This is a genomic window from Acinetobacter sp. HY1485 (genome assembly GCF_027568475.1).
Lineage (GTDB): Bacteria > Pseudomonadota > Gammaproteobacteria > Pseudomonadales > Moraxellaceae > Acinetobacter.
Window position 1 is genome coordinate 16,436 of sequence record NZ_JANKZG010000002.1, and the last position, 13,245, is coordinate 29,680.

Annotated in this window: 13 protein-coding genes; 7 read left to right on the top strand and 6 right to left on the bottom strand. The window is 38.1% G+C overall.

The window, feature by feature from the left end; all coding sequences use genetic code 11:
* Nucleotides 1–24: 24 nt before the first annotated feature.
* A complete protein-coding gene (locus PCI70_RS01935) occupies nucleotides 25–699 on the bottom strand; it encodes a response regulator (RefSeq protein WP_269913672.1) in 675 nt (224 codons plus the stop codon).
* A 9-nt stretch (nucleotides 700–708) separates the two neighbouring features.
* The gene (baeS, locus tag PCI70_RS01940; protein ID WP_269913990.1) at nucleotides 709–2,316 is read right to left on the bottom strand and encodes a sensor histidine kinase efflux regulator BaeS; all 1,608 of its coding nucleotides are present in this window, start codon (nucleotides 2,314–2,316) and stop codon (nucleotides 709–711) included.
* A gap of 117 nt (nucleotides 2,317–2,433) precedes the next feature.
* Between baeS and PCI70_RS01945 the strand changes: the two genes are divergently transcribed.
* From PCI70_RS01945 to PCI70_RS01960, 4 genes are all read left to right on the top strand, one after another.
* Nucleotides 2,434–2,748: a hypothetical protein gene (locus tag PCI70_RS01945; RefSeq protein WP_269913673.1), complete on the top strand. Its 315-nt coding sequence runs from the start codon at nucleotides 2,434–2,436 to the stop codon at nucleotides 2,746–2,748.
* Between the two features lie 63 nt (nucleotides 2,749–2,811).
* Nucleotides 2,812–3,294 (top strand): phosphate-starvation-inducible protein PsiE, encoded by a 483-nt coding sequence (locus PCI70_RS01950; protein WP_269913674.1) that lies wholly within the window; start codon nucleotides 2,812–2,814, stop codon nucleotides 3,292–3,294.
* A gap of 56 nt (nucleotides 3,295–3,350) precedes the next feature.
* Nucleotides 3,351–4,466 carry an alkene reductase gene (locus PCI70_RS01955; RefSeq protein WP_269913675.1) on the top strand — a complete coding sequence of 372 codons (1,116 nt, stop codon included), beginning with the start codon at nucleotides 3,351–3,353 and terminating at the stop codon, nucleotides 4,464–4,466.
* A 6-nt stretch (nucleotides 4,467–4,472) separates the two neighbouring features.
* Complete coding sequence (locus PCI70_RS01960; RefSeq protein ID WP_269913676.1) at nucleotides 4,473–4,793, top strand: ArsR/SmtB family transcription factor; 321 nt, start codon at nucleotides 4,473–4,475, stop codon at nucleotides 4,791–4,793.
* Here the strand turns inward: PCI70_RS01960 and PCI70_RS01965 are convergent.
* Together PCI70_RS01965 and znuD are read right to left on the bottom strand one after the other, a co-directional pair.
* Nucleotides 4,790–6,208: a phospholipase D-like domain-containing protein gene (locus tag PCI70_RS01965; RefSeq protein WP_269913677.1), complete on the bottom strand. Its 1,419-nt coding sequence runs from the start codon at nucleotides 6,206–6,208 to the stop codon at nucleotides 4,790–4,792. The two genes, PCI70_RS01960 and PCI70_RS01965, sit on opposite strands and share 4 nt — an antisense overlap.
* A gap of 62 nt (nucleotides 6,209–6,270) precedes the next feature.
* The gene (znuD, locus tag PCI70_RS01970; RefSeq protein ID WP_269913678.1) at nucleotides 6,271–8,271 is read right to left on the bottom strand and encodes a zinc piracy TonB-dependent receptor ZnuD; all 2,001 of its coding nucleotides are present in this window, start codon (nucleotides 8,269–8,271) and stop codon (nucleotides 6,271–6,273) included.
* A 224-nt stretch (nucleotides 8,272–8,495) separates the two neighbouring features.
* Between znuD and aspS the strand changes: the two genes are divergently transcribed.
* On the top strand, nucleotides 8,496–10,274 hold the full coding sequence (gene aspS, locus PCI70_RS01975) for an aspartate--tRNA ligase (RefSeq protein ID WP_269913679.1): 1,779 nt from the start codon (nucleotides 8,496–8,498) through the stop codon (nucleotides 10,272–10,274).
* 31 nt (nucleotides 10,275–10,305) lie between these two features.
* Here the strand turns inward: aspS and PCI70_RS01980 are convergent, their stop codons facing one another.
* Nucleotides 10,306–11,325: a glycosyltransferase gene (locus tag PCI70_RS01980; protein WP_269913680.1), complete on the bottom strand. Its 1,020-nt coding sequence runs from the start codon at nucleotides 11,323–11,325 to the stop codon at nucleotides 10,306–10,308.
* A gap of 114 nt (nucleotides 11,326–11,439) precedes the next feature.
* Here PCI70_RS01980 and PCI70_RS01985 point away from each other — a divergent pair, with 114 nt between their 5' ends.
* Nucleotides 11,440–11,658 (top strand): hypothetical protein, encoded by a 219-nt coding sequence (locus tag PCI70_RS01985; RefSeq protein ID WP_269913681.1) that lies wholly within the window; start codon nucleotides 11,440–11,442, stop codon nucleotides 11,656–11,658.
* Between the two features lie 2 nt (nucleotides 11,659–11,660).
* Nucleotides 11,661–12,524: a lysophospholipid acyltransferase family protein gene (locus tag PCI70_RS01990; RefSeq protein WP_269913682.1), complete on the top strand. Its 864-nt coding sequence runs from the start codon at nucleotides 11,661–11,663 to the stop codon at nucleotides 12,522–12,524.
* Here PCI70_RS01990 and PCI70_RS01995 read toward each other — a convergent pair.
* The gene (locus PCI70_RS01995) at nucleotides 12,521–13,240 is read right to left on the bottom strand and encodes a putative nucleotide-diphospho-sugar transferase (RefSeq protein ID WP_269913683.1); all 720 of its coding nucleotides are present in this window, start codon (nucleotides 13,238–13,240) and stop codon (nucleotides 12,521–12,523) included. The two genes, PCI70_RS01990 and PCI70_RS01995, sit on opposite strands and share 4 nt — an antisense overlap.
* Nucleotides 13,241–13,245: the final 5 nt, after the last annotated feature.

The window sequence follows — 13,245 nt, forward strand, 5'->3', positions numbered from 1 at the left end:
AGTATTCAATTTTATAGAAATAAATTAAGGATATTCAAAACGATAGCCTATTCCATAAACTGCTTGTACCCACTCATGATCTGTATCACTCATTTCGGTGATTTTACGGCGTAAATTTTTAATATGGCTATCAATCACACGGTCAGCCACATCAAAACTATCGGGGTTGATATGATCTAACAGTTGCGTACGAGAATAGACCTGCCCCACATGTTCTAAAAATAATTCTAATAAGCGAAACTCTGTTGGCGTTAAATTTAATGCTTTTTGCTTATACCAAATACGCTGTTGAGACGCATCAATTCTAAACGTTTCTTGTTGCTCAGGTTCTGCTTTACGTTCTAAACGGCGCAACACAGCTTGTACACGTGCAACCAACTCTTTTGGACTAAATGGTTTACACACATAATCATCTGCACCCATATTTAAGCCCAATACACGGTCAATCTCTTCAGTGCGTGCTGTTACCATAATAATCGGTAAATCTGATTGTTCACGTACTTTACGGCAAATTTCTAAACCATCCATACGCGGTACCATTAAGTCTAAAATCATTAAACTTGGCTTTTTGGTTAAAAACGCTTGATACGCCTCAAACCCATCATGAAATACCCGCACCGCAAAACCCGATGCTTCTAAATAGTCTTTTACTAAGCCTGCAAGTTCTACTTCATCTTCAACTAAATAGATTTGATGCATATTCCGATCCTAATTTAATTTTAATAATTGCTTGTTAAATGTAAGTTTGGCACGTAATCCCCCTAAAGGTGAATGTTCAAACGTTAACTCGCCACCTAAGGCATGAGCAAGACGTACTGAAAGCGCAAGCCCTAGACCTGTACCACCTGTACTACGTGTACGCGAATCATCTACTCGATAAAACCGCTCGCCTAAACGTTCTAATTGCTCATCACTTAAACCCAGTGGGCTGTCATCCACATAAAGTGTCCAATCGCGTTCTGTTTCCTCGGTGTGAATCTGAATTTTTCCGCCACGCTCGGTATAACGAATACTATTGCCTAGAAGATTAACCAAAATTTGTTTAAAACGGTCTTGGTCTAGTGTTAATCGTGTACTGTGTCCCTGAACTGTGACCTCAAATTCAGATTGATCAAACTTTGTTTTAAAACTTTCAATTTCCTGACAAATAATCTGCCACGGATCAACTTCTGTGAAGTAACATTTTAATTGTTGCACATCAACTTGTGCTAAATCTGATAAATCTTGTGTGAGTTTTTTTAAGCTACACACTTGCGCCATCATTGAACCTAAATGCTCAGGTGTTGCTTTTCTAATGCCATCTTGCATCGCTTCAATTTGCGCTTGAAGTACAGAAAGTGGGGTTTTAAGCTCATGGGAGGTATCTGCTACCCACTGACGGCGTGACTGTTCGTGCTGATATAAAATTTCCGAAAGTCGATTGATCTGTGTTGATAAATCCCCTAATTCATCATTTCGTTTCACTTTTACTTCGTATTGGTAGTTGCCTTGTGTGAGTTCTTGTGTCGCTTTAAGCAAACGATGAATTGGTTTTTTAAAGTAAGTTGCAAGTAAAATAGCCAGAAGCAAACTGGCCAATACAGTCACTGCATAAATAAGAAGTAAAACACGTTTTTGTGTACTAAAGAAATTTAGACTGAGTGCATCATCTTGGTTTAAAACGGGTTTAAGCCCCAAATAACCCACTACTTTGCCATTCACCTCAATTTCACGATATGACACTGTTCCGTGACTTTGCTCTCCCACAATAAGATTTTTGTTTTGATCATATAACGACAAGCGCCCACTCAGTCCTAATTTATCGGGAAATGGTGGTGGAAAACGCCTATCAAAGCGACCTTCTCGAGAAGGCATTGGTCTATTAAATTCAAAACCATCGAAAGGCTGGTACTCTGAAGGTAAGTTTTGTTGTAATAGCTGTAAATGATCTGCCTCATCCCACAGACCATGTTTAAACCCTGTAGGAATATTTAAACTTGTATTGTCTTTAAAATATCGTTGTTGCAAAGAAATATCGTACTGACGGCGTAACCACATACGCGATAAATGTTCTAGATTTTCGGGGTTTGGAGAAGCATCTACCTGCAAAATTTGTGCTTGAATGGCATCACCCCAATCATGGTAAACCTTATAGACGCCTTCTAAATTATCAATTAGATGGTCAAGTTTTTGCATCTCAACATCAGCCACGTACTTGGCAAAGTTTTCTTTCATCGTCCACTGGAACACTGCCAAACTTACCGTTGTAATAAAAACTGTGGTGAGCAACACTGTAGAAAATAAGCGTAAAGCAATCGGAATACGGCGATTTTGCAACTTAACCATCTCAATATGTATCTTGTGTGTATTGTAACCAACATATTGCTAAAAAACTCTTCATAGTTCCTCCATGTTGGTTGGATATATTTAAATAAACATAAGTGAGGAATTTTGATGAATAACTTAATAAAAATAATGTTACTCGGTGGAATGGGTGTTTTAACGGCTTGTTCGAGTATGCCAAATAAACCACCACATGATGGTAAACCACCAATGTCGCACAAAGATCGTGCTGAACGCAAAGCGATGATGGAGCAATTTAACCAAGCATGTAAGGGACAACCTGAAGGACAAACGCTACAACTGAGCGTGGGTGATAAAGTGATTCAAGGTACATGTGAGCTTCACTTTAAACCAAATAAGCCACCAAAAGGTATGGCACCACAACCACCGAAAGATGTACCGCCACCTCCTGCTGTAAATCCTTAGTATAAAACCCCACATTGTTGGGGTTTTCTTTTATATTATGGTTTTATTTGCTTGGAGTCAGTCATGCAATCTCCCAAAAAAAGACCAAGTTTTGAAACCGTACTTGATAAAATTGGTAACATTGCTGTAGAAGGCTTTCATTATTTTGCCTTGTTTATTATTGGCTGTATGATTGCGTGGTCTGCAGTGCATACCACCATAGATATTTTTACAGACAAATCTTATGCCTCTATTGATGATATTTTACTACTCTTCATTTATTTAGAGCTTGGTGCGATGGTGGGAATTTACTTTAAAACCAACCGTATGCCTGTACGTTTTCTTATTTATATTGCGATTACAGCACTCACACGTTTGCTCATTTCAGTTATTCAGCAAGAGCACCAAGCCGATTGGGGGCTTTTAATTATTACAGGTGCAATTTTAATTTTAGCCATTTCAATTTTTATTGTGCGCTATGCATCATGGCATTACCCATCAAATGTGGTTGAAAAACACGAAAAACCGAATAGAAAATTACAACCTCAAGATGATGAACTTGCATAACATATTTACAAATTTAAATTTATAAATATAATAGCAACATATTTAAGGAGATAAATATGTTGTTTTCATCATTAAAACTTGGTGGTTTAACGCTTAAAAACCGTATTGCATTACCCCCACTTACACGTTGCCGTAGTAGCCAACCGGGTAATATTCCAAATCAACGTATGGTGGAATATTACACGCAACGTGCAAGCGCTGGCTTTATGGTCACAGAAGGCACTCAAATAGAACCGCGTGGACAAGGCTATGCATGGACACCCGGTATTCACTCACAAGACCAAATTGAGGGTTGGAAAAAAGTAACGCAAGCCGTGCATCAAGCAGGGGGTACGTTATTTTGTCAGCTTTGGCATGTAGGACGTGTCTCTCACAACCAATTACAGCCCCAACAACAAGCCCCTATTGCACCTTCTGCACTGCCTGCAACCAATGTACGTGTGTTTATTGAAACAGCCCCTAACGAAGGAATACTTACAAGTCCAAGCGAACCACGCGCTTTATCCACAGCAGAAGTTAAAGAAGTTGTTGAGCTTTATCGTCAAGCTGCACACAATGCCAAAGAAGCAGGTTTTGATGGTGTAGAGCTTCATGCTGCCAATGGTTATCTGATTAATCAGTTCATTTCTGAACATACCAACCAACGTACCGATGAATATGGTGGCTGTTTAGAAAACCGTTTACGCTTTTTAAAAGAAGTTGTAGAAGCGGTAAGCAGTGCATTTGGTTCACAACGTGTCGGTGTGCGTTTTGCCCCGCTATTTCATAGTACAGATGAAGAACGTGTTTATTTAGGTTTAGTTGAGTCAGACCCACATCATACGTACATTACAGCAGCCAAAATGCTCAATGACTTAAATATTGGTTATTTATCTATTGCAGAAGCCGATTGGGATAACGCTCCTGATTTACCAATATCGTTTCGTCAAGCGCTACGCGACACATTCAAAGCACCTATTATGTATGCGGGCAAATACACCTTAGAAAAAGCACAATATGTGATTGAAAATGGTTGGGGCGATCTATTTGGCTTTGGACGTACATTTATTGCCAATCCAGACTTACCACACCGTTTAGCACATCAACTACCATTGAATGAGGTTGATGCAGGGTCACTATATGGCGGTACAGAAAAAGGCTATACTGACTATCCAACTTATTCAACACCGTAATCTGTTATGTGTTTTGCTAGCGAAGAACTGTTAAAAATCCTTGCCAACCCAACACGCCGTGCAATTTTGCAATGGTTAAAAGCGCCAAGTATTGCCTTTGCCAGCCAAACACAATTGTATCCATTTGATCAATACGGCGTGTGTGCAAGTTTAATTCAGCATAAAGCAGGTTTATCGCAACCTGCTACCTCGTTAAGTCTAAAGATCTTACTTGATGCCAATCTTGTGATTGCCACACGCGTAGGTAAATGGACATACTTCAAACGCAATGAAACGGCACTTCAGCAAAGCCTTGATCTGTTACAACAAGACATTCAAACGCTTTAAAAAGTTGAAATACCCGACCATTCCATAAAACGATATAACCAATATTTTGATGTAGATTCGTCTGCATATTGGGCATAGTCCACACTTGTGGTTGTCCACTTGGTATCAAAATACTGCTGTGCATCTACAAATACAGGCTGTACAGCAGTACCCACCACACGTATATCGCTTTCTAAATTATAGTTTTTTAAATTACGTGCGGTGTAGTTGGCAGAACCTAAAATCATTTCGGCTTGCTGTGCATGACGCTTCATCATCATTTTACTATGACACTGCTCACCATGCGTATCGCACCATCGAACGTTAATGCCTGCTTGATGAAACTCAGATGCCACTTGACGGTTAGGTATACCATTTTTTTGATGCCCAAATGCATCTTTATTAGGATCAAGTAAAATACGTAACTTCACACCACGTTGATGTGCAGATTTTAATGCTTCAACGATCTGACGCTCAGATAAGTAAAACATCACTAAATCAAGCTGATCATTGGCTTGAGCATTGTTAATGGTATTTAATACGGCATTATAAATGGCTTTTTCAGTGAGCAATTGAACTTGAGGTAGCTGTTTATCACCATCTTTTTGCCCCACCACAATCATGGGTACATCCCCTTCGGACATTTTTGCCACAGGTTGCTCACTACGCATTACATCTACGGCTGTTGCACCTTGTACCACCACACCCACGTTATCATGATGCGAACTTCCATCATGCGTATTTTGTGAGGTTACTAATGCTTTCCAACCTTGTGTGGTATCTACCGTGAGTGTTTTACGATGATTGGCTTTAAAATTAAGTAGGTTTAAATAACTGCGTAAAGTTACTTTTTCTTGCCCAAATGGATTAGTTAGCCAGCCTGCTTGTGGGTTGTTTTGCACTTGGCAGCACAAATACCAAAATCCAGACCACGCAGGATTAGACGCACGTAATACAGATAAATTGGTTTCCATTAAATCAATGCCTGCACGGCGTAACTGAATATAATGTTCAGGTACAACGCCACCATAAACAGAATTAATCGGATCTGTCATTACTGTAATTGACATATTTGGATTAATCTTTTTCTTTTTAATTAACGCTTGTGTAAGCTCTTGCGTCATGGCACGTTGTGGCTGTGTAGATTTTCCTACCTCACTGTTAAATAAAAACATATCTAACACAATCGTGGTTTGTGCCTCGTTAATCATGCTCAACATTTCATCAAAAATTTGATGTTTTTGCACTGTATCTGCAACAAATTTAACATCGGCATGGCGTAACGGTGTTTCCACACTCAGCCCTTCGGGTAAGGGTTTAATAGTTTGATAGACCGCAGAGCTAACATAACTTAAAGCAAACACACCCAAGATAAGCCCAACATACCGACGCTTAGACCACTTGAGTTTACTTTGAACTCGTTCAAAAATACGCATAATAAAAAACCTAACCCGATATGCTCAGGCTAGGTCGAATAGTCACTTTTTTCAAGTAGATTTTAGAAATTAAAATCTACACCTACTGTAAAATTACGTCCAACTTGTGGTACATCAGCCAAGAAGGATTCATGTTGATAAACTTTACTATCTAACACATTATTTGCTTTGGTATATAAACGGTAGCCTGTTTTATCATTCAGTTTACCACTATACGCTAAGCCCAAGTTGAGCATGTTATAACCCGACGTATTGGTTTCATAACTTGCAATTTTATCTTGCTTAAACACATGGTAATACTCTGCATTTGCCGTATAACCATCAGCAAAATTGGCATTAATTCGGGTGCCTAAACGCCCTGCTGGGACGCGTGGGGCATTCTCACTTTCAATTTTGCCACGTACATAATCACCAAACAGCCCGACGTTATATATAGAAGAAAGTTGATAGCTTATGTCACTATCTACACCATAAAAACGTGCCTTTGCTTGTTCATAATGCACAGAGCGGAACTCACCCACACGGTCAATGGTATTGGCATAAATAAAGTTATCAAACCAATTATGGTACACACTGACATTATATTTCAGTGCATCTTGAGCACCATGAAACCCTAAGCTTACGTTATTTGATTTTTCTTTTGTTAGCTCATCATTTCCAAACTCAAAGCTTTTAGTTGGTCCATGCAAACCACCATTTGAATAAAGCTCTTGTGCCATAGGTAAACGTTCTTGATGAGATGCATTTAAAGATAACTTATGATCAGGTACAAATTCCCAAGCTGTTTCGCCTGCTACAGAATATGCTGTACCTTTAAAATCTTTCTGATCTGAATTTACATGCGAATCTTGGTGATCAATACGGGTTGAAAATTTGGTATTGACCGTACCAAATTGTTTGCCCTGTAAAGCAAATATACTATAGCGTTTAGTATCAGTTGGTGCCATTAAGGCTTCTTCACCATCAATGGTGAGTTTTTGTCGTGTAAATTGTGTCCCAATTTGTCCACTCCACCCTGCCCACGGGTTGTTTTCTAAAACAATACGTCCATCTGTTCCTGTACTATTAAAAATAGTGGCAGGTGTATCACCATCCATTTCTTCATGTTCGTACGTGGTATGCGTAGCTTGTACCGTTAATTTATTAAATCCTGCAAATGGATCATTTAATTGCGTTTTAAAGTCATAACGCTTTTGTTTAAGATTAATCCAAGAAGAACCACCTGCTTCATCTTCGTCATCCTCATGTTCGGCAGGAACAGTTAACATCATGTTTGCATCAGGCTCCCATTCAGATTCCACATCTCCCGGAATACCATAACGATCATGACGATTACTGAACGAAATACCTGTAAAGCCTCGGTCGTAAATCCAAGATAATCCTGCATTATAATTATCAGATTTGGCGAATGTACTGTCTTCACGACGAGTTTGTTGTTGTAAATCATTTGGTAAGATATAGTCATTTGCACGTCGGGTTAAGCCACCCACTTTAAGTGCTACTTGGCTACCTAAACCAATCGTCGTATCTGCCGAATACAACATATCATCGCTACCTGTATTGTAGCGTGTACCAATATGCCCCTCAAAACCATCTTTTGGCATTTGGTTTGGAATTTTATTATCCACCACATTTACCAAACCACCCACAGAACCTGCCCCATACAACAAGGTATCTGCACCTTGAATAAGTTGTATTTCTTGGGCACTGTTTGGGTCTACAGTCACAGCATGGTCAGGCGAAACTGATGATACATCTAAAACATCGCCTCCATTTTCTGTAATTTTAATACGTGCCCCATCTTGCCCCCGAATAACAGGACGACTCACGCCACCTGTGTACTGCGCAGCATAAACCCCTGCTTGCCCATTTAATGCGTTTCCAATTGTGGTAGCACCTTCCATCAATTGCTCATGTTCAATTGCTTTATCATTTACATTTAGTAATGTTTTAGGTTGCGCGTGCAGTTGTATTGTTGCCAACTCAGTTGGTTGGTCTGCCATGGCATGTTGCACTGAAAAAGCAAGTAACGACAAAACAAAAGCTTTGTGATGAAGGTACATATCCGAGTTCCGTTCAAAAGTTTTACGTTATGTTATAACATTGTTTTATTTTTACAAGCCAAACCTGTAAAAAACTTCATTATTGCCCCACTATGCGTCATTTAAATGACATTTTGATTTAATCCTTGAGCGCACAGTATGAAATAGGCATAATTAAAGGCTTTACTACATAAGTCATTCGTGGCTTTATCTCACTAAATAATAGAAGTTGGACTTAGTACGCCATGATGCGAACTCATTACTGTGGCTCATTAACAGAAGCCCAAATTGATCAAACAGTTACAATATGCGGTTGGGTACACCGTCGCCGCGATCATGGCGGTGTCATTTTCCTTGATATGCGTGACCGTGATGGTCTTGTACAGGTAGTGATTGATCCAGACACCCCTGAAGCATTTGCAACTGCCGATAAAGCACGCTCTGAATTTGTATTAAAAGTAACAGGTCGTGTACGTCGCCGTTATGAAGGCACAGAAAATGCCAACATGATTAGCGGACAAATTGAAGTTTTAGGTAAAGATATTGAAGTGCTTGCTGCTTCAGAAACACCACCGTTTCCACTCAATGACGAAACAACAAATATCTCTGAAGACATCCGTTTAAAATATCGTTTCTTAGATATTCGTCGTCCAGAAATGTTAGATCGTTTACGTTTTCGCTCTAAAGTAACCAACTTAATTCGTAACTACTTAGACGACCACGGTTTCTTAGATGTAGAAACACCAATTTTAACGCGTGCAACACCAGAAGGTGCGCGTGACTATTTAGTACCAAGCCGTGTATCAAATGGTAGCTTCTACGCATTACCACAATCACCACAGTTGTTTAAACAATTGCTCATGGTGGGTGGTATTGATCGTTACTACCAAATCGCAAAATGTTTCCGTGATGAAGATTTGCGTGCAGATCGTCAGCCTGAATTTACACAAATCGACGTTGAAACATCGTTCTTAAATGACGATGAAATCATGGATTTGATGGAAGGCATGACAACTAAACTATTTAGCGAATTGCTAAATGTTAAGTTTGATAAGTTCCAACGTATGCCGTATTCAGAAGCAATGCGTGATTATGCGTCAGACAAACCAGACTTACGTATTCCACTTAAATTAGTAGACGTTGCAGATTTAATGCAAGGTGTAGAATTTAAAGTATTCTCAGGTCCTGCAAACGATCCTAAAGGACGTATTGCGGCGTTACGTGTACCAAATGCAAGTTCGCTTACACGTAGTCAAATTGATGAATACACTAAATTTGTGGGCATCTACGGTGCTAAAGGTTTGGCATACATCAAAGTAAACGAAATCGAAAAAGGGGTTGAAGGTCTTCAATCACCAATCGTTAAGTTTATCGAACCAATTGTAATGCAATTGCTTGAACGCGTTGGCGCACAAAATGGCGATATCGTATTCTTTGGTGCAGATAAAGCAAAAGTTGTAAATGATGCAATGGGTGCTTTACGCGTGAAGATTGGTCACGATCTTAACCTTGCAACATGCGAGTGGGCACCGCTTTGGGTGGTTGACTTCCCAATGTTTGAAGAAACAGACGATGGCAAATGGACATCTGTTCACCATCCATTCACGCTTCCAAAAAGCAGCGTAGAAGATGTGAAGAACAATCCAGGTGAAGCACTATCTGTTGCTTACGATATGGTACTTAACGGTACTGAGCTTGGTGGTGGTTCACTTCGTATCTATACACTTGAAATGCAAAAAGCAATTTTTGAAGCGCTTGGCATTTCTGATGAAGAAGCAGAAGAGAAATTCAGCTTCTTACTTAACGCGCTTAAATACGGTGCACCTCCGCATGGTGGTTTAGCATTTGGTTTAGACCGTTTAATTATGCTCATGACGGGTGCATCATCTATCCGTGATGTGATTGCATTCCCGAAAACGAAAACAGCTGAATGTCCAATGACACAAGCACCTGCACCAGTTGAAACAACGCAACTGCGTGATTTAGGTATTCGTTTACGTGAACAAGCTAAAAAAGAAGCTTAATTTAAAAACCCTGCTTCGGCAGGGTTTTTCTTTATAAATGTTCTAATATCTTTTCTAAATTTTTAAAATAGTTTTCTCTATATAAGTAAGCGATCGATTCTTTGATTTTATCTGCGTTATAAAAGTTTTTTGGGTTGGCAACAAATTGCTGCATTTTATTTGCAAGCACCTCTACATCACCTACTTCAAACAAACTGCCATTAACGCTCTCTGTAATAATATCTTTAGGTCCGAATTTACAATCAGAAGCTAAACATGGAATACCATAAGAAATCGCTTCACCTAACACCAAAGGCAAACCTTCATATTGAGAAGGTAATATTAAACAACTTGCCTCTGTAATGGCTTGCCAAGGTTTATCAAACCAACCTAAAAATTTTACTTTCTCTTGTAGTCCAAACTGTTGTACGGCTTGTTCAAGCTCAGTGCGGTCTTGCCCATCACCATAAAATTCAAAGGTAAAATTGAGCTTCTTAATTTTTTTAATTGCATGCAAAATATCCATACAGCGTTTTTGCTGATAACAAAATAAACGCCCAACATAAATAAATTTTATTTTTTCAGTTGTTCTTTTTAGTTCTTGTTGCTGTTCAATTGGGTTATAAATTAATGAGATTTTCTCTTGAGAAATGCCCAAATCATGTAATGAATGCTCAATACCTGTGCAAATAGCAAAATAATGGTCAGCATAATAAATGTTTTCTAAAAATACAGGCTTTTGCGCATGATAATAACTATACGACATATGATCCCAAAAAATAATGCTCGCTTGCTTATACTCTTTAAGTACTTTTAGATAAAAATAATTAGGCGTTAGAATTAAGTTAGGTTGATACTGTTCCAAACTTTGCTTTAGAACATCCTCTAAAATGAGTTCTGCTGATACATACTCAAAATGAGTATCACACAACCACTCTTCATTTAAACAATGATTTAAAAGTAAAATTTTAATTTTATAATTATCAGTAAAATAATCATAAAAATCTCTTATAACTTTTTCTGTGCCACCATGGCCACTCAGTCCATCGGCAATAATTAATATTTTTTTCATTTATTTTCTCTTTTCTTTTAATTATATGCTTCTAAACTGAATTTAAATTAACTTTTGTCTTAGACTTTGTAACTATGGCATAATAAAGCCCTAAAATAGCAAAGGTACCGTAACATGGCTATGCGTCCAGAAGTACGTCGTCGTTCATTTGTTGTGATTGGTTTCTCTTTAGTTCAATGGGGAATTATGAACTATATTCTCCATAATGAAATGTTTAATATTACAACATACCAGCGTATTTTATATTTTTGTGTAAGTAGTTTGTCTGCGGCTTTACTCATCTTTTTAGCACTCATTTATATGGTTTTAAAAGGTAACGCTGATAGTCGCTAATTATGCATATGCTTCGTTTTTTTCGTTATATTCCGCTTTCTGTACTTAGAAAACTTGCCGTTTGTACGGCTTGGATTATTAATCAAAATCCAAACAAGGGCATGTTACGAAAAGTTTTAATTAATTTGAAACTTACTTACCCTCAGCTTAATGAACAAGAACGAATACAGCTTGCAAAAACGAGTGTTCAAAAACAATGCTTATCTTATGTTGAATCTATTAAATGCTGGGCAATGCCACCGCAATGGAGCATTGATCAAATTACAACTGTTCATCATATCGAAAAACTGCAAAATGCACTTAAAGACCCCAGAGGTACTTTAATTATTACACCGCATTTGGGTACATGGGAAATGATGAACGCATGGGTGCATCAGTATGGTATACCAACCATTATGTATAAACCTATGAAAGATAAGTTTGTTAATGATTTTGTCCTCCAAGCAAGACAAAGTTTAAATGCAAACCTTGTACCAACGGATGCAACAGGTGTAAGAGCTTTATTTAAAAATTTAAAACAAGGTGGTTTTAGCGTTATTTTACCTGACCATGTGCCTCATCCATCAGGGGGTGTCGTTGTTCCATTTTTTGGTATTCATACATTGACTAGTACACTTGCTAGTAAAATGGCACAAAAAACACAATGTAGACTCATTGGTTTAAGTTGTATTCGGAAAAAAAATGGGCAAGGCTTTGAGGTCTATTGTGACCTTTTAGATCATCCACAACTTTACAATTCAGATATCAATATTGCGACCACCGCTTTAAATCTAGAAATAGAAAAAATGGTGAATCGTTTTCCTGCTGAATATATGTGGGGATATAAACGCTTTAAACATATCCCCAATATTGGTCATCCTTACTAAATTAAATCATCAAGTGTCAATTTAATATCAATACCGAGTCTTTGGGTTCGGTCATTGACCACCGCATGACGCTTTGAAATTTTCTGACTACTTTTAAGTAAGTGTGGAAAACGCATTAACCACTGATATAGTGCATTTCTTCTTTTATATTTCTCAATCCAACGCATATCTCGACTTGCTTGTAACTGCTCAATAATGGGCTTTACATCATTGCCATATACGCGTCGTGATGTATCAAAAATAAATGTATAGCTTGGTGGTAAATTTTTTAACGTAATTTTTCCTGCCTCTAACCATTCAAAAACAAGCTCTTGTAAAATGACCTGATCCCAACGTTCTGGCTCTGCCAACATACGCTTTTCCCACTCATTCATTAAAGCATGAGCATTTGGCGTTTCATTAATAAATAAGGTACTACTTACTAAACGTTCGTCATTCATTAAATGGACAGCAATATCTTCTTTAATATTACTAAAATATGGGCGAATATCTTCTAAAACCACCGCATCAGCATCAATATATAAAATAGGGCCTTTAATCTCGCGACGCATTTGTGCAATAAATGTAGGCTTAAATGCAATAATTTTTTGCCAATCATTTTTTGAAAACTCACGGAGTTCTACATTAATATCAAATTTTTTTGCTGACTGCTCTAAGATCTGTGCGTGTTTTGTATATAACTTATCATCTGTATAAAAACCAAAAATTGTCAGCATAGTTA

Excerpts from the sequence above, each read along its gene's own strand:
- PCI70_RS01980 (WP_269913680.1), bottom strand. The coding sequence starts at position 11,325 with ATGAAAAAAATATTAATTATTGCCGATGGACTGAGTGGCCATGGTGGC.
- PCI70_RS01960 (WP_269913676.1), top strand. The coding sequence starts at position 4,473 with ATGTGTTTTGCTAGCGAAGAACTGTTAAAAATCCTTGCCAACCCAACA.
- PCI70_RS01955 (WP_269913675.1), top strand. The coding sequence starts at position 3,351 with ATGTTGTTTTCATCATTAAAACTTGGTGGTTTAACGCTTAAAAACCGT.
- PCI70_RS01945 (WP_269913673.1), top strand. The coding sequence starts at position 2,434 with ATGAATAACTTAATAAAAATAATGTTACTCGGTGGAATGGGTGTTTTA.
- PCI70_RS01950 (WP_269913674.1), top strand. The coding sequence starts at position 2,812 with ATGCAATCTCCCAAAAAAAGACCAAGTTTTGAAACCGTACTTGATAAA.
- PCI70_RS01935 (WP_269913672.1), bottom strand. The coding sequence starts at position 699 with ATGCATCAAATCTATTTAGTTGAAGATGAAGTAGAACTTGCAGGCTTA.
- PCI70_RS01995 (WP_269913683.1), bottom strand. The coding sequence starts at position 13,240 with ATGCTGACAATTTTTGGTTTTTATACAGATGATAAGTTATATACAAAA.
- PCI70_RS01985 (WP_269913681.1), top strand. The coding sequence starts at position 11,440 with ATGGCTATGCGTCCAGAAGTACGTCGTCGTTCATTTGTTGTGATTGGT.
- znuD (WP_269913678.1), bottom strand. The coding sequence starts at position 8,271 with ATGTACCTTCATCACAAAGCTTTTGTTTTGTCGTTACTTGCTTTTTCA.
- aspS (WP_269913679.1), top strand. The coding sequence starts at position 8,496 with ATGATGCGAACTCATTACTGTGGCTCATTAACAGAAGCCCAAATTGAT.
- PCI70_RS01965 (WP_269913677.1), bottom strand. The coding sequence starts at position 6,208 with ATGCGTATTTTTGAACGAGTTCAAAGTAAACTCAAGTGGTCTAAGCGT.
- PCI70_RS01990 (WP_269913682.1), top strand. The coding sequence starts at position 11,661 with ATGCATATGCTTCGTTTTTTTCGTTATATTCCGCTTTCTGTACTTAGA.